General features: G+C 69.3%; 20 protein-coding genes. 14 read left to right on the forward strand and 6 right to left on the reverse strand.

What is annotated here, in order from left to right; genetic code table 11:
• Positions 1-43 precede the first annotated feature (43 nt).
• The 3 genes from CTJ15_RS06200 (at position 44) to CTJ15_RS06210 (ending at position 3,337) form a co-directional block, all read left to right on the forward strand.
• Positions 44-880 carry an NAD kinase gene (locus tag CTJ15_RS06200; protein WP_019461595.1) on the forward strand — a complete coding sequence of 279 codons (837 nt, stop codon included), beginning with the start codon at positions 44-46 and terminating at the stop codon, positions 878-880.
• 73 nt (positions 881-953) lie between these two features.
• A complete protein-coding gene (gene otsB / locus CTJ15_RS06205; protein ID WP_099781347.1) occupies positions 954-1,718 on the forward strand; it encodes a trehalose-phosphatase in 765 nt (254 codons plus the stop codon).
• Positions 1,719-1,834: 116 nt separating this feature from the next.
• A complete protein-coding gene (locus CTJ15_RS06210) occupies positions 1,835-3,337 on the forward strand; it encodes a trehalose-6-phosphate synthase (protein WP_226946063.1) in 1,503 nt (500 codons plus the stop codon).
• On the opposite strand, the gene aat is transcribed toward CTJ15_RS06210, so the two are convergent.
• From aat to aroQ, 4 genes are all read right to left on the reverse strand, one after another.
• Positions 3,226-3,891, reverse strand: coding sequence for a leucyl/phenylalanyl-tRNA--protein transferase (gene aat / locus CTJ15_RS06215; protein WP_075821632.1), 666 nt, complete (start codon positions 3,889-3,891; stop codon positions 3,226-3,228). The genes CTJ15_RS06210 and aat overlap by 112 nt on opposite strands.
• 184 nt (positions 3,892-4,075) lie before the next feature.
• On the reverse strand, positions 4,076-5,428 hold the full coding sequence (gene accC / locus CTJ15_RS06220; protein WP_019461591.1) for an acetyl-CoA carboxylase biotin carboxylase subunit: 1,353 nt from the start codon (positions 5,426-5,428) through the stop codon (positions 4,076-4,078).
• Between the two features lie 12 nt (positions 5,429-5,440).
• A complete protein-coding gene (gene accB, locus CTJ15_RS06225; RefSeq protein WP_019461590.1) occupies positions 5,441-5,905 on the reverse strand; it encodes an acetyl-CoA carboxylase biotin carboxyl carrier protein in 465 nt (154 codons plus the stop codon).
• A complete protein-coding gene (aroQ, locus tag CTJ15_RS06230; RefSeq protein WP_075821631.1) occupies positions 5,902-6,372 on the reverse strand; it encodes a type II 3-dehydroquinate dehydratase in 471 nt (156 codons plus the stop codon). Before aroQ ends, accB begins: the two co-directional genes overlap by 4 nt.
• A 155-nt stretch (positions 6,373-6,527) precedes the next feature.
• Here aroQ and thiS point away from each other — a divergent pair, with 155 nt between their 5' ends.
• The 11 genes from thiS (at position 6,528) to puuE (ending at position 16,827) form a co-directional block, all read left to right on the forward strand.
• Entirely contained in the window at positions 6,528-6,764 is a 237-nt protein-coding gene (thiS, locus tag CTJ15_RS25310) for a sulfur carrier protein ThiS (protein WP_019461588.1), read from the forward strand.
• A 5-nt stretch (positions 6,765-6,769) separates the two neighbouring features.
• Positions 6,770-7,561 carry a thiazole synthase gene (locus CTJ15_RS06240; protein WP_019461587.1) on the forward strand — a complete coding sequence of 264 codons (792 nt, stop codon included), beginning with the start codon at positions 6,770-6,772 and terminating at the stop codon, positions 7,559-7,561.
• Positions 7,562-8,037: 476 nt separating this feature from the next.
• A complete protein-coding gene (locus CTJ15_RS06245) occupies positions 8,038-9,168 on the forward strand; it encodes a type III PLP-dependent enzyme (RefSeq protein WP_019461586.1) in 1,131 nt (376 codons plus the stop codon).
• A 116-nt stretch (positions 9,169-9,284) separates the two neighbouring features.
• On the forward strand, positions 9,285-9,749 hold the full coding sequence (locus tag CTJ15_RS06250) for an Lrp/AsnC family transcriptional regulator (protein ID WP_019461585.1): 465 nt from the start codon (positions 9,285-9,287) through the stop codon (positions 9,747-9,749).
• A gap of 168 nt (positions 9,750-9,917) precedes the next feature.
• Positions 9,918-11,489 (forward strand): ABC transporter substrate-binding protein, encoded by a 1,572-nt coding sequence (locus CTJ15_RS06255; RefSeq protein ID WP_075821630.1) that lies wholly within the window; start codon positions 9,918-9,920, stop codon positions 11,487-11,489.
• Between the two features lie 87 nt (positions 11,490-11,576).
• On the forward strand, positions 11,577-12,551 hold the full coding sequence (locus tag CTJ15_RS06260) for an ABC transporter permease (protein WP_019461583.1): 975 nt from the start codon (positions 11,577-11,579) through the stop codon (positions 12,549-12,551).
• Positions 12,548-13,486 carry an ABC transporter permease gene (locus tag CTJ15_RS06265; RefSeq protein WP_019461582.1) on the forward strand — a complete coding sequence of 313 codons (939 nt, stop codon included), beginning with the start codon at positions 12,548-12,550 and terminating at the stop codon, positions 13,484-13,486. The genes CTJ15_RS06260 and CTJ15_RS06265 overlap by 4 nt, the downstream gene beginning before the upstream one ends.
• A complete protein-coding gene (locus tag CTJ15_RS06270) occupies positions 13,483-14,496 on the forward strand; it encodes an ABC transporter ATP-binding protein (protein ID WP_019461581.1) in 1,014 nt (337 codons plus the stop codon). The genes CTJ15_RS06265 and CTJ15_RS06270 overlap by 4 nt, the downstream gene beginning before the upstream one ends.
• On the forward strand, positions 14,493-15,542 hold the full coding sequence (locus CTJ15_RS06275) for an ABC transporter ATP-binding protein (protein ID WP_019461580.1): 1,050 nt from the start codon (positions 14,493-14,495) through the stop codon (positions 15,540-15,542). Before CTJ15_RS06270 ends, CTJ15_RS06275 begins: the two co-directional genes overlap by 4 nt.
• Positions 15,543-15,547: 5 nt before the next feature.
• Positions 15,548-15,685 (forward strand): hypothetical protein, encoded by a 138-nt coding sequence (locus CTJ15_RS24275; RefSeq protein ID WP_171979031.1) that lies wholly within the window; start codon positions 15,548-15,550, stop codon positions 15,683-15,685.
• Between the two features lie 155 nt (positions 15,686-15,840).
• Positions 15,841-16,827 carry an allantoinase PuuE gene (gene puuE, locus CTJ15_RS06280; RefSeq protein ID WP_019461578.1) on the forward strand — a complete coding sequence of 329 codons (987 nt, stop codon included), beginning with the start codon at positions 15,841-15,843 and terminating at the stop codon, positions 16,825-16,827.
• A gap of 25 nt (positions 16,828-16,852) precedes the next feature.
• Here the strand turns inward: puuE and CTJ15_RS06285 are convergent, their stop codons facing one another.
• Together CTJ15_RS06285 and CTJ15_RS06290 are read right to left on the reverse strand one after the other, a co-directional pair.
• Positions 16,853-17,821, reverse strand: a complete 969-nt coding sequence (locus CTJ15_RS06285; RefSeq protein WP_075821629.1) for a TraB/GumN family protein — start codon at positions 17,819-17,821, stop codon at positions 16,853-16,855.
• On the reverse strand, positions 17,811-18,530 hold the full coding sequence (locus CTJ15_RS06290; RefSeq protein ID WP_171979030.1) for a virulence factor family protein: 720 nt from the start codon (positions 18,528-18,530) through the stop codon (positions 17,811-17,813). The genes CTJ15_RS06285 and CTJ15_RS06290 overlap by 11 nt, the downstream gene beginning before the upstream one ends.
• Between the last annotated feature and the right edge of the window lie 3 nt (positions 18,531-18,533).

The following is an 18,533-nucleotide window of genomic DNA, read 5'->3' on the forward strand; positions in this document are numbered from 1 at the left end:
ACCATGCGCCGATCGCCGCCGCCCGGATGCCGGGGCCGCTGAGATGGGACCCGATACCGGCCTCCTGAACGCCGGCCTGCCCGGTGGCGAACCCGTCTCCCCGCTGCCGCCGGACCTGACGGGCCGCATCTCTTTTCTCTGTGCCGGGTCGGAGAAGGCGGTCGCCGCCCGGACCCGCCTGATCGCGCGCTATGGCGATGCCCAGCCCGATGAGGCCGCCGTGGTCGTGGCGCTGGGCGGCGATGGCTGCATGCTGGAAACGCAGCACAAGCTGCTGGGCCGCAACCTGCCGGTCTATGGCATGAACTGCGGCAGCGTCGGCTTCCTGATGAACGAGTTCCGCGGGGACGACCTGCCGGAGCGCCTCGCCGCTGCCCAGGCGGCGGTGCTGCATCCGCTGCGGATGCTGGCCACCGACGCCAGGGGCGAGACGCAGACCGGCCTCGCCATCAACGACGTGAACCTGCTGCGCGAAACGCGCCAGGCCGCCAAGATCCGCATCACCGTGGACGGCAAGATCCGCCTCGCCGAGCTGATCTGCGACGGCATCCTCGTTTCCACCCCGGCCGGCAGCACCGCCTACAACCTTTCCGCGCATGGCCCCATCGTGCCGCTCGGCGCCAACCTCCTGCCGCTGACGCCGATCAGCGCCTTCCGCCCCCGCCGCTGGCGCGGCGCGCTGCTGCCCTCCGAGTCCGTGGTGATCTTCGACATCCTGGAACACGAGAAGCGCCCCGTCGCCGCCGTGGCGGACTACACCGAGGTCCGCGACGTGACCCGTGTCGAGGTGCGCGAGGACAGGAGCGTGGCGCTGACCATGCTCTTCGATCCCGATCACGGCCTCAGCGAGCGCATCGTCGCGGAACAATTCACGGTCTGACCCTACAAGAATCTGTCATTCCCGCCTCATTCGCCTTGCGCCCGCCACACTTCCCTCGGAAGAGGAACGCCTCATGGCTGACGTGATTCCAGAGGCTGGCCTGCCGCCTCTCCCCGGTCCCGAATCCGCCCTCTTCCTCGATTTCGACGGCACGCTGGTCGAGATCGCGGCGCGCCCGGATCTCGTGGTGGTGCCACCCGACCTGCCCTCGGTGCTCCAGCGCCTGTCCGTCGCGCTAGGCGGCGCGCTGGCGATCGTGACGGGCCGGGGGCTGGAGGTCGTGCGCGGCTTCCTGCCCGTTCCCGGCCTCGTCGTGGCCACCGAGCACGGGGCGGTGCTCGATCCGTCGGACGCGGCCTCGCCGCCGCTGCCATCCCCGCCCGCCGCCTGGCGGGAGGCCGCCGACCGCTTCGCCGCCGCCCATCCCGGTGCCCTGGCCGAGCACAAGCGCCACGGCTTGGTGCTGCATTACCGCCTGGCGCCTGAGGCCGGCGAGGCCGCTCATGCCCTGGCGGAAGCCATGGCGGCCGAGCTGCCGGACGACTTCCGCGTCGTCCCGGCCCATGCCGCCTACGAGGTCCGCCCGCGCTTCGCCGACAAGGGCAAGGCCGTCCACCGCCTCATGGCCCGTGCCGCCTTCGCGGGGCGCAAGCCGATCTTCGTGGGCGATGACGTGACGGACGAGGACGGGATCACCGCCGCCTATGCCATGGACGGCATCGGCTACCGTATCCCGGAGGACTTCTCCGGTCAGCCCGCGCGCTTCCGCGCCTGGCTCGCCCGGGCCGCGGATGCGCTGGAGGCGGGGCAGGGACCGCGTCCGGCCGGCGGGGGCTGACGCACCCCCATGACGCCGCCAATGCGAAACCGCGCCTGTCCGCGCGTCGTTCTTCCCATGGGGAAGCGGTTCATTTCACCGATCGGAATGATCAGGAAGATCTGGGAGGAGGGACTGTGGGACGCCTAGTCGTCGTATCCAACCGTGTGGCCGTGCCGAAGCGGGACGACCCCCCGGCGGCGGGTGGCCTCGCGGTTGCCCTCAAGGAGGCCTTCAAGGCCTGCGGCGGCATGTGGTTCGGCTGGAGCGGCCATGTCGTCGGCGAGGAACCCGGCCCGGCCAAGACGGTCCGGCGCTCCGGGGTGGACTACACCGTCTTCGACCTGACGGACGACCAGTACCGCGGCTTCTATGTCGGCCATGCCAACGGCGTTCTCTGGCCGCTCTTCCACTTCCGCCTCGGCCTCCTGACCTACGACCGGCAGCAGGCCGAGGTCTATCGCGACGTGAACCGCGAATTCGCCCGCCGCCTCCTTCCGCACCTGCGCCCGGACGACACGATCTGGGTGCATGACTACCAACTCATTCCCCTCGGTGCCGAATTGCGGGCCATGGGGGCGAAGCAGCGCATCGGCTACTTCCACCACATTCCTTTCCCTCCCTGGGCGCTCTTCTCCGCACTCCCCGATTCCGACCGGATTCTGCACGACCTGCTGGCCTATGACCTCGTGGGCGTGCAGTCGCGCCGCGACCTCCAGGGCCTGATCGACTGCATGAACCAGGGCACCGGCATGCAGGTGCCGGCTGACGAGACGGTCCGCTTCCGGGGCCGCGAAACACGGCTGCAGGCCCATCCCATCGGCATCGCCACCCGGGAGTTCAACGAGACTGCCGCCCGTGCTGCGCGCGGGTCGGAAACCCGCCGCCTCGTCGCCAGCCTCGGCCACCGTGACCTCGTGATCGGCGTGGAGAGGCTGGACTACACCAAGGGCCTGCCGGAGCGGCTACGCGCCTTTGCCGCCCTGCTGGCGGAATATCCGCAGCATCGCGGCCACGTCACCTATCTCCAGATCGCCGCCAAGTCCCGCGACGACATCGAGAGCTACCGCGACCTGCGGCGGGAGATCGACCGCCTCGCCGGCACGATCAATGGCGACTATGCCGATCCGGACTGGACGCCCGTGCGCTATGTCGCCCGCGCCCTGTCCCGCGACTGCCTTGCCGGCTTCTATCGCGTCTCCAAGGTCGGGCTGGTAACGCCGCTACGCGACGGCATGAACCTCGTCGCCAAGGAATATGTGGCGGCGCAGGACGCGGAGAATCCCGGCGTCCTCGTGCTGTCCCGCTTCGCCGGCGCGGCCGAGAACATGCCGGAGGCCTTGCAGGTCAACCCACTCGACCCCGTGGGCGTCGCCTCGGCCATCCACAACGCCCTGGAAATGCCCATTGAGGAGCGGCGGGAGCGGCACGCCGCCATGTATCGCAGGCTGGAAACCCAGAATGTCGGCGTCTGGGCCAGGGCCTTCCTGGAGGCGCTGGAAGACCCCGACGCGACGCGGGCCGAACCTCAGCCGGAACCGGATCTCAGGTCGCGGACCCAGTACTCGACCTCCTCGGCGGGCAGTTCGCGCTCCCACCGCGCCAGCACCCGCAGCGAACTCGCCAGTCGTGCCTTGTAGTCCGCCTGCGGCACCTCGACAGCGCCGAAGCGGGCGAGGTGCGAGGTCAGGAACTGTGTATCCAGTAGGGTGAAGCCGCCGCGTCGCAGGCGGATCACCAGATGCACCAGGGCGGTCTTCGAGGCATCCGTCTCGCGGGAGAACATGCTCTCCCCGAAGAAGGCTCCGCCCAGCCTGATACCGTACAGACCGCCCACCAGCCTCCCGTCCTGCCATGTCTCGATGGAATGCGCATGGCCGAGCCGGTGCAGCTCGTTGAAGAGCGCCTCCACCTCCGCATTGATCCAGGAATCCTCGCGGCCGGGGGCCGGGGCGGCGCAGCCTGCTAGCACCTCGGCGAAGGCCCGGTCCGCCGTCACCGTGAAGCGGCCGGACAGCACCGTACGCGCGAGACGGCGCGGCAGGTGGAAATTCTCCAGCGGCAGGATACCCCGCTGCTCCGGGTCCAGCCAGAAGAGCCGGTTGGATTCCCGGCCCTCCGCCATTGGGAAAAGCCCTGCGGCATAGGCGCGCAGGACAAGGTCAGGGGTGATCGCGATCCCGCGCCGGCTCATCGGCGCCCATCCTGGCACGGTCCGCGCCGCACTGCACCACCTGCCGTGCTTCCCGATTCCGGGAGCCGCCCTCCGGCGCCGTGCCGCCCCGGAAAAGTCCCGGAGCCAGGGCTCCCGGAGCGAGGGGGCGCAAAGGCCCGTCTCCCGGGCGGCACCACGCGCGGCCCGCCCGGAAGCGGAGGGGTCAGGTCCCCTCGACCTCGCGCGCCACGAACTTCTCCAGCCAATGGATCGTGTAGTCGCCGGACTGGAATTCCGGGTCGTCCATGATCTTCTGGTGCAGGGTCAGCGTCGTGTTGATGCCGTCCACCACCGTCTCGTCCAGGGCGCGGCGGGCGCGGGCGATCGCCTCCTGCCGGTTCGCGCCATAGACGATCAGCTTGGCCACCAGGCTGTCGTAATAGGGCGGCACGTTGTAGCCGGCATAGAGCGCGCTATCCATGCGCACCCCCAGCCCGCCCGGCGCGTGGAAGGTCGTGACCCGCCCCGGGCTCGGCGCGAAGGTCAGCGGGTCCTCGGCCGTGATGCGGCACTCGATCGCATGGCCCTGGAAGCGGATGTCCTTCTGCTCATAGCCGAGCTTCTCGCCCGCCGCGATGCGGATCTGCTCCTTCACCAAGTCGATGTTGCAGACCATCTCGGTGACGGGATGCTCGACCTGCAACCGGGTGTTCATCTCGATGAAGGCGAACTGCCCGTCCTGCCACAGGAATTCCAGCGTGCCGGCATTGCGGTAGCCGAGCTGCTTCAGCGCCGCCGTCACCGTGGTGCCCAGGGCTTCCCGGTCGGCGGCGGTCAGCACGGGGCTGCCCGCCTCCTCCACCAGCTTCTGGTGGCGCCGTTGCAGCGAGCAGTCGCGCTCGCCCAGATGCACCACATTGCCATGGTTGTCGGCCAGGACCTGCATCTCGATGTGCCGGGGCCGGTCGAGATACTTCTCCATGTACACGGCATCGTCACCGAAGGCCGCCTTGGCCTCGGTGCGCGCCACCTGCCAGGCTTCCTCCAGCTCGTCCGCCGAACGCGCCACCTTCATGCCGCGCCCGCCGCCGCCCGCCGCCGCCTTGATCAGCACCGGGTACAGGATCTGGTCGGCGATCTCGCGTGCCTCGTCGATGGAGGCCAGCGCGCCGGGCGAGCCCGGCACCAGCGGCACGCCCAGGCGCCGCATCGCGTCCTTGGCGGCGATCTTGTCGCCCATCATGCGGATATGTTCCGCGGTCGGGCCGATGAAGGTCAGGCCATGCGCCTCCACCATCTCGGCAAAGCGGGCATTCTCCGACAGGAAGCCATAGCCCGGGTGAATCGCCTCCGCCCCCGTGATGGTGGCCGCCGCCAGGATGTTGGCGACGTTCAGGTAGCTCTCGCGCGGCGAGGGCGGGCCGATGCAGACGCTCTCGTCGGCGAGGCGCACATGCATCGCCGTGGCGTCGGCGGTGGAATGCACCGCCACCGTGCGGATGCCCATCTCCTGGCAGGCGCGGTGGATGCGGAGCGCGATCTCGCCCCGGTTGGCGATCAGGATCTTGCGGAACACGTGGCCGCGTCCTTACTCGATCACCATCAGCGGCTCGCCGAATTCCACCGGGGTCCCATTCTCGATCAGGATACGGGTCACAGTGCCGGATTTGGTGGCCTTGATCTGGTTGAAGGTCTTCATCGCCTCGATCAGCAGCAGCGTCTGCCCGGCGCTCACGTGCTGGCCCTGGGTGATGAAGGGTGCCGCCCCCGGCTCTGGCGAGAGATAGGCCACGCCCACCATGGGCGAGGTCACCGCATTGGCATGCGACAACGGCGCTTCGGCGGCAGCCGGCGGCGGGGCGGAAACGGGGGCCGGCACGGCCTGCATCGCCGGGGCAGCCATCTGGGTCACCACCGGGGCGGCCACGGTCACCTCTCGGGCCACGCGGATGCGGCTGTCCTTCTCGACCAGCTCGATCTCGGTCAGATCGGTCTGTCGCAGGATCTCGGCGAGTGCCTTGATGGCGTCGGGGGAGAAGGAAAGGCCGCTCATGCGTCGTCGTCCAGTTCGTTCTGTGCGGTCGCCAGCATGTCCGCCATGGCCCGGAGTGCCAGGGCATAGCCCTGGGGTCCCAGCCCGCAGATCACGCCGGTCGCCGCGCGGGAAACGTAGGAGACATGCCGGAACGCCTCCCGCCGGTGGATGTTGGTGAGGTGGACCTCGATCACCGGCAGCCGGACGGCCACGAGGGCATCCAGCAGGGCGATGGAGGTGAAGGAGTAGCCAGCAGGGTTGATCACGATCCCGGATGCCCGCCCGCGGCATTCCTGAACCCAGGACACCAGCTCGCCCTCGCCGTTGGTCTGGCGGAAGTCGATGGCCAGCCCTTCCTGGTCCGCGACCTCGGCGCACAGCGCCTCGATGTCGTCGAGCGTATCGGCCCCGTAGATCTTGGGCTCACGGGTGCCGAGCAGGTTCAGGTTGGGGCCGTTCAGAACGGCGATCAGGGGCGGGGACAAGGTTGTGACCTCTTGAACCGCGCGGGGCTAGCAGGGTGCGAGGGATGGGGCAAGCACGGCCTGCATCTTCGCATATGCGAGAAACCCGCGGAGCCGCCTTCCGGGCTGCATGCGGGGTGCTTGCGTCCCGCCCGGGAGCGCGCCACATCCGACCCATGTCAGAGATCACCTCCGCCACCCGGCCGGACACGATCCGGGTCACGGTCAACGGCGAAGCACGCCACCTTCCGCAAGGAGCCAGCCTGGTCGCGCTGCTGGCCGAGCTGGGCCTCGACACCCGCAAGGTCGCGGTGGAGCGGAACGAGGAGATCGTGCCGCGCTCCACCTATGCCGCGACGCGGCTGGAGGCGGGAGATTCCCTGGAAATCGTGCACTTCATCGGCGGAGGCTGAGGCATATGGACGGTATTCGGACGGCGGATGACAGCTGGGAGGTGGCCGGCCGCCGCTTCCGCTCCCGCCTGATCGTCGGCACCGGCCGCTACAAGTCGCTGGAGGAGACGGCCGAGGCCATCGAGGCCTCCGGCGCCGAGATCGTCACGGTGGCGGTGCGGCGGGTGAACCTGTCCGACCCCGGTGCGCCGATGCTGCAGGATTTCGTGCCTCCCGACCGCTATACCTATCTCCCCAACACCGCCGGTTGCCACACCGCCAAGGATGCCGTCCGCACCCTGCGCCTGGCGCGTGAGGCGGGGGGCTGGAACCTGGTGAAGCTGGAGGTGCTGGGCCCGCCACCCTTCCTCTACCCGGACATGCAGGCGACGCTGGAGGCCGCCGCGGCCCTGATCGCCGACGGGTTCGAGGTCATGGTCTATTGCGCCGACGACCCGGTGGCGGCGAAGCGGCTGGAGGAGATGGGCTGCGTCGCCATCATGCCACTCGGCGCCCCGATCGGCTCCGGCCTGGGCGTGGCCAACCCCTTCATGATCCGCGCCATCAAGGAGCAGGCCAGGGTGCCTGTGCTGGTGGATGCCGGCATCGGCACCGCCTCCGAGGCCGCTTTCGCCCTGGAGCTGGGCTGCGACGCCGTGCTGCTGAACAGCGCCATCGCCCATGCGAAGGACCCGGTTCGCATGGCGCGGGCCATGAAGGCGGCGGTGGAGGCCGGACGCCACGCCTTCCTCGCCGGCCGGATGCCGCGCAACTACGCCGCCGACCCTTCTTCCCCGACCGGCGGCCTGATCCGCTGATCCGTGGCCGGGGGAGGGGCTGCGCCCGTCTCCCGGCTGCCCTCGCGACGCCGCCTTTCTCCCGCCTGGATTGCCTCTGGACGCCCCGATTCCCGGTCGCCCGGAACAGATTTGCACCAGTCTCGTGACAGACCTGCGATAGGCGCCGGTCCGACCGGAAGACCCCCGGCCAAAACTATGAACGGCCGGTGAATAAGCCGGACGGCCAAGGAAAACATGGGAGGGGTTTCCGGCCCGCTAGCTCGTTCTGCGGAAAAAAAACGGCTGGGGCCGGTTTTGCCACTTGTGCCCTGTGCCCGCCGCCTCTATCTGCCCCTCCAACGCAGTACGCACGTGCCTCTGGCCCTGGGTGGTTACGCAACGACGTCAAGCGTCCTGGCAACCTTTGGTCGCTGGTTCGTTCGACCGTTCGCAACGCTGACAGGGCCGGCCGCCGGAAAGGCGGCTGCCCTGCCGCTTTCTGGGAGGGTGCCGCGATGACCCCCAAGATCGCCCAATTCCTGCGCGACGCCGCGCCGGCCACTCCCTGCCTCGTCCTCGACGTGGATCGGGTGGAGGAGAACTACCGCCGCCTGCAGGCCGCCATGCCGCAGTCCCGGATCTACTACGCGGTGAAGGCCAACCCCGCCGCGCCGATCCTGGACCGCCTGGTCGGCCTGGGCTCCAGCTTCGATGCCGCCTCCTACGAGGAGATCTCGGCCTGTCTCGACGCGGGCGCGGCGCCGGAGTCCATCTCCTACGGCAACACCATCAAGAAGGAATCCGCCATCAAGGCGGCCTTCGACCGCGGCATCCGCATGTTCGCCTTCGATTCCGAGGGGGAGCTGAAGAAGCTCGCCCGCTCGGCCCCCGGCTCCCGCGTCTATTGCCGCATCCTGGTCGGCAATGACGGTGCGGAATGGCCGCTCAGCCGCAAGTTCGGCTGCGAGATCGAGATGGCGAAGGCGCTGATGATCCAGGCCGCCGAGCTCGGCCTCGACCCCTTCGGCCTCTCCTTCCATGTCGGCTCGCAGCAGACCAAGACCACCGCCTACGAGGCGGCGATCGCCAAGGCCGCCATGCTCTTCACCGACCTTCAGGAAGCAGGCGTGAAGGTGCGCATGGTGAACCTCGGCGGCGGCTACCCGGTCCGCTACCGTGCCGAGGTGCCGGAGATCGACACCTTCGGCGCCGCCATCATGGGCGCGATGGCACAGCATTTCGGCAATGCCCTGCCGGATATCGTGATCGAGCCGGGCCGCTTCATCGTCGGCGACGCGGGTGTGGTCTCCGCCGAGGTCGTGCTGGTCTCCCGCAAGGCCGAGGACGACCCGGTCCGCTGGGTCTATCTCGACATCGGCCGCTTCGGCGGCCTGGCCGAGACGGAGGGCGAGTCGATCAAGTACGACTTCCGTACCCCGCATGATGGCGAGGACGAGGGGCCGGTGACGATCGCGGGGCCGACCTGCGACAGCACCGACACCCTTTACGAGAAGTCCAACTACCGCCTGCCGCTGGCCCTCGATGCCGGGGACCGGATCGAGCTGCTGGCCACCGGCGCCTATGTGACGACCTATGCCAGCCAGCGCTTCAACGGCTTCGCGCCGCTGGCCGAGCACTACGTCTGACGCTGGCGGGGGAGGGGCTTTCCTCCCCGGCCCAGGACCCGTGGCCCGGCCTGCCTTTGCGGCAAGCCGGGCTGTTCGTCTTTTCCGAATGTGACAAGCCGGTCTAGGCTGTGGTCATGGACGAGATCGACCGCAATATCCTTATCGCCGTGCAACAGGATGGGGCGGCCGGGCTCGCGGAACTCGCCAAGATCGCCGGCCTGTCCGTTTCCGCCACCGCCGAGCGGGTCAAGCGGCTGGAGGAGCGCCACACCATCCGCGGCTGGCGGGCCGACCTGGACCCGGCCGCGATCGGTTGCCCGCTCCTCGCCTTCGTCTTCGTCGGCATGCGCGCCGGCCGCGACGCTGCCGATTTCCGGGAGGCCGTGCAGGCCCTGGAGCCGGTCCTCGAATGCCATGCGGTGACCGGCGGCTGGTCCTGGCTGCTCAAGCTGCGCCTGCCCGATCTTGCCACCCTGGAGCAGTTCGTGGACCGCGAGATCCGCACGCTTCCCGGCGTGGAGCGCACCGAGACCATCGTGGCCACCGCCACGGCCAAGGAAACCTCCATCCTGCCGGTGGCGGAAGCCGACGAGGACTGACCCTCCCCACCGCCGGCGTTCATGTTCGTCCGGAATGTTTCGCCCTGCGATCTTTTGACGATAATTTGTCCTCATTTCGTCCGAAAGCTGGCGACAGCATTGCAGGGCTGCTAGAACCCCGCAGCATAGACACATTCGCGTCCGAAGTTGTCGGGAGCTCCCTTGGACATGACAGTTCGTCTCGTGGCGGCGGGTTTCGCCGCCCTTGTGGCATTGACGGGCCCCGGCCGGGCGCAGGAGCTGAACCTCGCGGTCGGCGCCCCGGTCACTTCGCTCGACCCCCACTACCATGCGCTGTCGCCGAACTACGCCGTGGCGGACATGCTCTTCGACAGCCTGACCACCTTCGACGCCAAGGGCCGGCTGCAGCCGCGCCTGGCCGAGAGCTGGAAGCCGGTGGCCGAGGATGCCTGGGAGTTCAAGCTGCGCCCCGGGGTGAAGTTCCATAACGGCAACGACTTCACCGCCGAGGACGTGGCCTTCACGCTGGAACGCGTGCCCAACGTCCCCAACAGCCCCTCCTCCTATGCCATCTACACGCGCGGGGTGAAGCGGGTGGAGATCGTCGATCCGCTGACGATCCGCCTGCACACGGACGGCCCCTATCCGCTGCTGGCCACCGACCTCGCCCAGGTCGAGATGCTGGACCGCGAGACGCACCAGGGCGCCGGGACCGAGGATTTCAACAGCCTCAAGGTCGCCATCGGCACCGGTCCCTTCCGCGTCACCGCCTATCGCAACGGCGACCGCATCGTCTACGAACGCAACGACAACTATTTCGGCGAGAAGCCGGCCTGGAAGAAGGTCAACTACCGCATGATCTCGAATGACGGCGCCCGCACCGCGGCGCTGCTTTCGGGCGATGTAGACTTCATCGACCAGGTGCCGACCAGCGACATCGCCAAGCTGTCCAAGGACAGCCGCGTGCGGATGAGCGAGGCGGACGGGCTGCGCCTGATCTTCCTGTTCATGGACCACCTGCACGCCCAGTCGCCGGTCATCACCGACAATGCCGGCAAGGTGCTGGACAAGAACCCGCTCAAGGACCTCAAGGTCCGTCAGGCGCTGTCGATGGCCATCGACCGGCAGGCGATCGCCCAGCGCGTCATGGAGGGCGCCGCCGCCCCGACCGCGCAGTTCCTCTCCATCGGCGCCTTCGGCACGGTCCCTGGCCTGCAACCCGCCAAGGCGGATCCGGAGGGCGCGAAGAAGCTGCTCGCCGGGGCCGGCTATCCGGACGGCTTCCACATCGTGCTGAGCGGCCCCAACGACCGCTACATCAACGACGCCCGCATCATCCAGGCGATCGGCCAGATGTGGGCCCGGATCGGCGTCCGCACCCAGGTCGATGCCCAGCCCTGGGCCGCCTATGTGCAGAAGGCGGCCCGGCGGGAGATCGCGGTCGGCCTCGTCGGCTGGGGCATCTCCTCCGGCGAGGCGACCTCGCCGCTGCGCGCCCTGCTCGCCACCCCGACGCCGGAGAAGGGCTGGGGCACCTCCAACCGGGGCTCCTACAGCAACCCCGCCATGGACGCGAAGCTGGCACAGTCATTGCAAACGCTGAATGACGACAAGCGCGAGCAGCTGCTGCGCGAAGCCAGCCAGATCGCGCTCGACGACGTGGGGATCATCCCGATTCACATCCAGAAGAACATCTGGGCGATGCGCCCCGGACTGGTGCACGAGGCGCGCGCCGACGAGCTGACCCGGGCGCAGGATATCCGCCCCTCTGCCCAATAAATGGGCGGGTCGTGCACCTCCGCACGGAACTTCCAGCCCGGCGGCGTGGTCCATCCGCGCCGTCCGGGACCATGACGAGTTGAATCCATGACCGTTTACCTCCTGCGCCGGCTGATCCAGGCGGCCCTCGTGATGCTGGCGATGTCGGTGATCGTCTTTGTCGGCGTCTATGCCATCGGCGACCCCGTGGAGATCCTGATCAGCCCCGACGCGGACCAGATGGAGCGCGAGCGGGCGATCAAGGCGCTCGGCCTCGATCTGCCGCTCTGGATGCAGTACCTCTCCTTTCTCGGCAACGCCCTGCATGGCGACCTGGGCCGCAGCTTCGTGTTCAACGAGCCCGCCCTGCAACTGATCCTGCAGCGCATGCCCGCGACGCTGGAACTCGCCCTCGGCGCCACCTTCCTGGCGCTGGTCATCGGCATCCCGCTTGGCCTCTATGCCGGGCTGAAGCCGCACTCGCCGATCTCCTCGGGCATCATGGCCGGCTCCATCCTGGGCTTCTCGCTGCCGACCTTCTGGGTCGGGCTGATGCTGATCATGGTCTTCGCCGTGCAGCTCGGCTGGCTGCCCTCCACCGGCCGCGGCCAGACGGCGGAGCTGCTGGGGGTGCAGTGGTCCTTCCTGACCCGGGACGGGCTGGCGCACATGGCCATGCCGGCGCTGAACCTCGCCTTGTTCAAGATATCCCTCGTGGTGCGCCTGACCCGCGCCGGCGTGCGCGAGACCATGCTGATGGACTTCGTGAAGTTCGCGCGCGCCAAGGGCCTGACCAACAGCCGCGTGATCTTCGTGCACGTCTTCAAGAACATCCTGATCCCGGTGATCACCGTGGTCGGGCTGGAGCTCGGCTCCACCATCGCCTTCTCGGTGGTGACGGAAAGCGTCTTCGCCTGGCCGGGTATGGGCAAGCTGATCATCGACAGCATCAACGTGCTCGATCGTCCCGTGATCGTGGCCTATCTCATGATCATCGTCTTCATGTTCATCATCATCAACCTGACCGTGGATCTGATGTATTCCGCGCTTGATCCGCGCGTCCGGCTGGAGGGCAAGGCATGAGCGCCACCGCCGCCAAGCCCGGGGCCACCGCCCCGGCCGCCGCCCCGCCCGCGCCGAAGGTCGAGACCCCCTTCAAGCGCTTCGTCCGCGACTTCGCCGCCTCCAGGCTGGCGATGTTCGGGCTGATCGTCTTCACGATCATCGTGCTGCTGGCCATCCTCGCCCCCTGGATCTCCCCGCAGAACCCCTACGACCTCGCCCAGCTCGACATCATGGACGGAAGGCTGGAGCCCGGCTCGCAGAACGCCGACGGCACCATGACCTACTGGCTCGGCACGGACGACCAGGGCCGCGACATGCTCTCGGGCATCCTCTACGGCCTGCGCATCAGCCTGATCGTGGGCGCCGGCTCGGCCATCTGCGCCGCGCTGGTGGGGGCATCGCTCGGCATGCTCGCCGCCTATGCCGGCGGCCGCACCGACACCTTCATCATGCGGCTGGTGGACCTCCAGCTCTCCTTCCCCTCGATCCTCGCCGCGCTGATGATCCTGGCCTTCCTCGGCAAGGGCGTCATGAACGTGGTGCTGGCGCTGATCATCGTGGAATGGGCCTACTACGCCCGCACCGTGCGCGGCACGGCGCTGGTGGAACGGCGGCGCGAGTATATCGAGGCGGCGCAGTGCCTCGCCCTGCCGACGCACCGCATCATCTTCCGCCACCTGCTGCCGAACTGCCTGCCGCCGCTGATCGTGGTCGGCACCATGCAGGTGGCCCGCGCCATCGCGCTGGAGGCGACGCTGTCCTTCCTCGGCCTCGGCGTGCCCATCACCGAGCCCTCGCTCGGCCTGCTGATCTCCAACGGCTACGAGTACATGCTCTCGGGCAAGTACTGGATCTCCTTCTACCCCGGCATCGCGCTGCTGGTGACCATCGTCTCGATCAACCTCGTGGGCGACCATCTGCGCGACGTGCTGAACCCGAGGCTGCAGAAATGAGCGCCGCCATCCAAGTTCCGGCCACCAGTGCCGCCGCGACGCTGGAGGTCCGCGACCTCCAGACCCACTTCTTCACCCGTGCGGGCGTGATCAAGGCGGTGGACGGCGTCTCCTTCTCCGTCGGCCGCGGCAGGGTGCTGGGCCTCGTGGGCGAGTCCGGCTCCGGCAAGTCGGTCACCGGCTTCTCCATTATGCGCCTGGTCGATCCGCCGGGCCGCGTGGTGGGCGGTCACGTCCTGTTCCAGGGCCGCGACCTCGCCACCATCCCGGAGGAGGAGATGCGGCAGCTTCGCGGCAACCGCATTGCCATGATCTTCCAGGACCCGATGATGACGCTCAATCCGGTTCTGCGCATCGACACCCAGATGATCGAGACGCTACAGGCGCACGAGAAGATCTCGCGCGAGGATGCCCGGCAGCGGGCCCGCGACACGCTGGGCATGGTCGGCATCCCGAGCCCGGACGAGCGCCTGAAATCCTATCCGCACCAGTTCTCCGGCGGGATGCGGCAGCGCGTGGCCATCGCCATCGCCCTGCTGAACCGCCCGGAGCTGATCGTGGCGGACGAGCCCACCACTGCGCTCGACGTCACCATCCAGGGCCAGATCCTGGCCGAGGTGCAGAAGCTCGCCGCCAATACCGGCACCTCGCTGATCTGGATCACGCACGACCTCTCCGTGGTCGCCGGCCTCGCCGACGACCTGGCGGTGATGTATGCCGGCCGCGTCGTCGAATACGGCGATGTGGGGGAGACGCTGGACGCGCCCCTGCACCCCTACACGGTCGGGCTGCTGGGCTCCGTGCCCTCGCGCAACCGACGGGGCGAGCCGCTGCGGCAGATCCCGGGCATGACGCCCTCGCTGCTCAGCCTGCCGCCCGGCTGCCCCTTCCAGGCGCGCTGCCCCCGCGCGGCCGAGAAGTGCCGCGAATATCCGCTCCTGGACGAGAAGCTGCCCAACCGCTGGGCCCGCTGCTTCTTCCCCCATTTCGAACGCGCGGAGGCCGCATGAGCACCACGCTCGCCCGTCCCGACGCGGCTGCCCCGACGGCCCTGGAGACACCCATCATCGAGGTGAAGGGCGTTTCCCGCCGCTTCAGCAAGACCCTCGACTTCGCCGGGCGGATCGCGAAGAAGCTCGGCGCCCCGGTGCGCGAGGAAACCGTCCATGCCGTGGACAAGGTCGACCTCACCATCCGCAAGGGCGAGGTCGTCGGCCTCGTCGGTGAATCCGGCTGCGGCAAGTCCACGCTCGGCCGCATGGTGGCCGGCATCCTGCCGCCCTCGGATGGCGAGATCCTCTGGCGCGGCCGCAACCGCAGCACGCTCTCCGCCAGGGAGGCGCGCGAGGCCAAGCTGCGCGCGCAGATGATCTTCCAGGACCCGATGTCCTCGCTGAACCCGCGCCTGCGGGTCGCCGACATCGTGGGCGAGGCGCCGCTGGTCCATGGCATGACCACACGCTCCGGCCTCGATGCCTATGTGGACGATCAGCTCCGCCGTGCCGGCCTCGACCCGGCCTACAAGCGCCGCTACCCGCACCAGTTCTCCGGCGGCCAGCGCCAGCGCATCGGCATCGCCCGCGCGCTGGCGGTGCAGCCGGAATTCCTGGTCTGCGACGAATCCGTGGCCGCGCTGGACGTCTCGATCCAGGCCCAGGTGCTGAACCTCTTCATGCGCCTGCGGCAGGATCTGGACCTCACCTACCTCTTCATCAGCCACGACCTGGGCGTGGTGGAGCATCTGAGCGACCGGGTCGTGATCATGTATCTCGGCCGGGTGGTGGAGGAGGCGCCGGCCGAGGAGGTCTTCGCCCGCGCCAACCACCCCTATACCCAGTCGCTGCTCGGCGCCGTGCCGCGCATCGAGGCGCGCAAGAAGAGCTTCGCCGTGGTCCAGGGCGAGATTCCCTCGCCGCTGAACCCGCCCAAGGGCTGCCACTTCCACCCGCGCTGCCCGCACGCCTTCGAACGCTGCCGGCTGGAGGTGCCCGCGCTGAAGGAGGTTGCGCCGGGGCATCGTTCGCGCTGCCACCTGAACGACCTTCCGGCGGCGTGACCGGCATGGCATCCCGGCTCCTGCTGGCTCTCGCTGTCCTGGCTCTGGGGGTTCTGCCCCTGGCGGCCTGCCAACGGCCCGCCAATGACGGCACGACACGTGGTGCCTATGTCGGCGGCAGCGCCGGCTTCAACGCGCGCTGAACCCTGGTGGACGGGCGGGCAGGGGCCTTGCGCTTCCCTCGCCAGCCCGACAGGAACAGGGTCCGGCCAGGCCGCCTTCCGGGGCGCCTGGCCGCCCCCATGAACAGGGTTCCGCCACAGGATTGCGGCCATGCCGCCGGGGGATGCACCGGCGGATGGGCCGGGACCCGACGGACGAGAACCCGAAGGACGAGAGCATGAGCGACGGCAAGACCGGCGGCACCATCCTGGCCGCCGAGAGCGGTTTCCCCCGGGATTTCACGGGCTATGGCCCCAACCCGCCCGATGCGCGCTGGCCCAACGGCGCCCGCGTCGCCCTGTCCTTCGTCCTGAACTACGAGGAAGGCGGCGAGAACACGCCGCTGAACGGTGACCCGATCACCGAGGCCTATCTGCACGAGGTCCCGGGTGGCCAGCCCCGACGCGGCATGCGCGACGAGAGCACGGAAAGCCAGTTCGACTACGGCGCCCGCGTCGGCGTCTGGCGCGTGCTGCGCCTGTTCCGCGAGCGCGGCCTGCGGCTCACCGTCTATGGCGTGGGCCGGGCGCTGGAGCTGAACCCCGCCGCCGGCCAGGCCTTCGCCGAGGCCGGGCACGAGATCGCCTGCCACGGCTACCGCTGGATCAACTACGCCGAGGTGGACGAGGCCACGGAGCGCGAGCACATCGCCCGCAACATCGCGGCGGTGCAACAGACCACCGGCACCACCCCGGTCGGCTGGTACACCGGCCGCATCAGCGGCAACACCCGCCGCCTCGTCGCCGAGCATGGCGGCTTCCTCTACGACTCGGATGCCTATGACGACGACCTGCCGCACTACGTGCCGGTGAACGGCAAGCCGCACCTCGTCATCCCCTACACGTTCGACAACAACGACATGAAGTTCGCGGTGCCGCCCGGCTTCGGCACCACCGACGCCTTCACCGCCTATCTGAAGGACTCGCTGGATTTCCTGCGGGAAGAAGGCCGGACCACGCCGCGCATGATGAGCGTCGGCCTGCATTGCCGCCTCGTCGGCCGCCCCGGCCGCGCCGCCGCCCTGGCGCGCTTCCTGGACCACGTCGTGGCCTGTCCCGATGTCTGGGTCTGCACCCGCGCCGAGATCGCCCGGCACTGGTGGAAGGAACACCCGCCGGCCTGAGCCGCGCGCGGGGATGGCTGGCGCCCTATCCGGGCGCCAGCCGCATCCGGAAGGCCTCCAGCCGGAAACCCTGGGCCTGGAGCAGCGCGAGCATCCCGTCCGACCCCGCCAGATGCGCCGCGCCCACCACCGCCACCACGGGCAGGGCCGTGGCCGCCTCGGCCAGCCGCGCCGCCATCCGCCGGCTGCGGGCGCTGATCACGATGCGGTCGAAGGCCGCACGTCCGGCCTCGTTCCCACCCATGGCCGCCACGGTCAGGCGCCGGACCTCGTTCAGGTCGCCATCCTCATAGGCGCGCTGCAGCGCCCGGTCCTCCGCCGCCACGCTCGCGGGATCGGCCAGCGCCCGGCGCAGCGCGCCCAGATAGACCGCCTCCGGCACGGCATCCGCCGCCGCCATGCTCTCCCCCACGCTTTCCAGTGCCCCGGTGCGCAGGCCCATCGCCCGGGCCGCGCCGCTCAGCCAGTCCTCCGGCGAACGGCCCGCCCGGCCGGCGCCGGGGGCGGGGCAGGCTTCCCGGGCGACGGACAGCAGCAGGATCGGCCGCAGCCGCGCCACCCCCTCCTCCAGCCCCCGGCAGGCCGCGTTGCGCCGCAAGGCCGCCCATTCCGCCGGGCTCAGCGCCGCCAGCGCGGGCCAGTCCCCCTCCGGCCGGAACAGTTCGTCGCCCGCCTCCTCGCCAGGGGCATAGCCGCTCTCGGTCAGCACCAGCCGTACCCCGGCCAGGAGCCGCTCCACCGGCAGCCGTGGCAGCCTCGGGTCCGGGGCGTGCGAACTGGGCAGGACAAAGCTCACCGGCCCCTGCGGGGTTCCGGCACGATCCGGAGCGCCTCCCGGCCTGCCTCCCAGGGGCATCATGCGGAAGGCCAGCAGTCCCGTCTCCGCCGTCTTCCCGTCCGGCGCCCCGGCCCGGACCGTCCCCAGGCGGGAGGACCCGGCCAGCAGCGCCAGCGCCGCCCCGGCCTGCCACAGGCCGCGCCGGTCAGCTCGCATCGGTCAGCCTCGCCAGGATGCGGTCCGCCAGCCTGGCGTAGTCCTCGTCGAAATGATGCCCGCCGGCGGTGCGGATCACCTGGGCCTTCTTCGGGTCGAGCAGCAGGCAGCCTGTCTCGTCCGCCTCCTCCTCTCCATAGACGCACTGGACCTTGGTCTGGTCCATCCGCGCCATCTCCGGCCCGATCGGGATCTCGTCGGAACCGCCCATGCCGATGAACCCCGAGGCGGTCACCTCGTAATCGACGTCCTTGGAGGTGGAGAGCAGGGAGATCAGCGCCACCTTCTCCTGCGTTTCGGGCGGCAGGCGGTTATAGGCGGAGGGCATCACATCGGCCCCGAAGGAGAAGCCGATCAGCACCACGCGCGGCAGGTTCCACAGCTCGGAATAGGTGCGGATCGCCTTGTCGAGATCCTGCGCCACCTCCTCCGCCTTCCGGTGCTTCCAGAAGTAGTTCAGCGCATCCCAGCCCAACACGGACATGCCGCGGCTCTGCAGGATCTCGCCGAGCTGCTGGTCCAGGTCCGCCCAGCCGCCATCGCCGGAGATGATCAGGGCGAAGCTGTCGAAGCGCACCGGATCGGCCGGGATCTCCACCAGATACGGAAAGTGGTCCCGCGTCCCCGGCGACTGGGCCTCGCCGGCCAGGAGGCAGCCCGCCAGCACCGACAGCACCAGCGCCCGCCGCTGCACCGGGTCACGCGTCACGCC

It is taken from the genome of Roseomonas sp. FDAARGOS_362, from assembly GCF_002754815.1.
Lineage (GTDB): Bacteria > Pseudomonadota > Alphaproteobacteria > Acetobacterales > Acetobacteraceae > Roseomonas > Roseomonas mucosa.

Excerpts from the sequence above, each read along its gene's own strand:
- CTJ15_RS06240 (WP_019461587.1), top strand. The coding sequence starts at position 6,770 with ATGGACGGTATTCGGACGGCGGATGACAGCTGGGAGGTGGCCGGCCGC.
- otsB (WP_099781347.1), top strand. The coding sequence starts at position 954 with ATGGCTGACGTGATTCCAGAGGCTGGCCTGCCGCCTCTCCCCGGTCCC.
- CTJ15_RS24275 (WP_171979031.1), top strand. The coding sequence starts at position 15,548 with ATGGCATCCCGGCTCCTGCTGGCTCTCGCTGTCCTGGCTCTGGGGGTT.
- CTJ15_RS06265 (WP_019461582.1), top strand. The coding sequence starts at position 12,548 with ATGAGCGCCACCGCCGCCAAGCCCGGGGCCACCGCCCCGGCCGCCGCC.
- CTJ15_RS06255 (WP_075821630.1), top strand. The coding sequence starts at position 9,918 with ATGACAGTTCGTCTCGTGGCGGCGGGTTTCGCCGCCCTTGTGGCATTG.
- CTJ15_RS06260 (WP_019461583.1), top strand. The coding sequence starts at position 11,577 with ATGACCGTTTACCTCCTGCGCCGGCTGATCCAGGCGGCCCTCGTGATG.
- CTJ15_RS06285 (WP_075821629.1), bottom strand. The coding sequence starts at position 17,821 with ATGCGAGCTGACCGGCGCGGCCTGTGGCAGGCCGGGGCGGCGCTGGCG.
- puuE (WP_019461578.1), top strand. The coding sequence starts at position 15,841 with ATGGGCCGGGACCCGACGGACGAGAACCCGAAGGACGAGAGCATGAGC.
- thiS (WP_019461588.1), top strand. The coding sequence starts at position 6,528 with ATGTCAGAGATCACCTCCGCCACCCGGCCGGACACGATCCGGGTCACG.
- CTJ15_RS06250 (WP_019461585.1), top strand. The coding sequence starts at position 9,285 with ATGGACGAGATCGACCGCAATATCCTTATCGCCGTGCAACAGGATGGG.
- CTJ15_RS06275 (WP_019461580.1), top strand. The coding sequence starts at position 14,493 with ATGAGCACCACGCTCGCCCGTCCCGACGCGGCTGCCCCGACGGCCCTG.
- CTJ15_RS06245 (WP_019461586.1), top strand. The coding sequence starts at position 8,038 with ATGACCCCCAAGATCGCCCAATTCCTGCGCGACGCCGCGCCGGCCACT.
- aat (WP_075821632.1), bottom strand. The coding sequence starts at position 3,891 with ATGAGCCGGCGCGGGATCGCGATCACCCCTGACCTTGTCCTGCGCGCC.
- CTJ15_RS06200 (WP_019461595.1), top strand. The coding sequence starts at position 44 with ATGGGACCCGATACCGGCCTCCTGAACGCCGGCCTGCCCGGTGGCGAA.
- accB (WP_019461590.1), bottom strand. The coding sequence starts at position 5,905 with ATGAGCGGCCTTTCCTTCTCCCCCGACGCCATCAAGGCACTCGCCGAG.
- CTJ15_RS06270 (WP_019461581.1), top strand. The coding sequence starts at position 13,483 with ATGAGCGCCGCCATCCAAGTTCCGGCCACCAGTGCCGCCGCGACGCTG.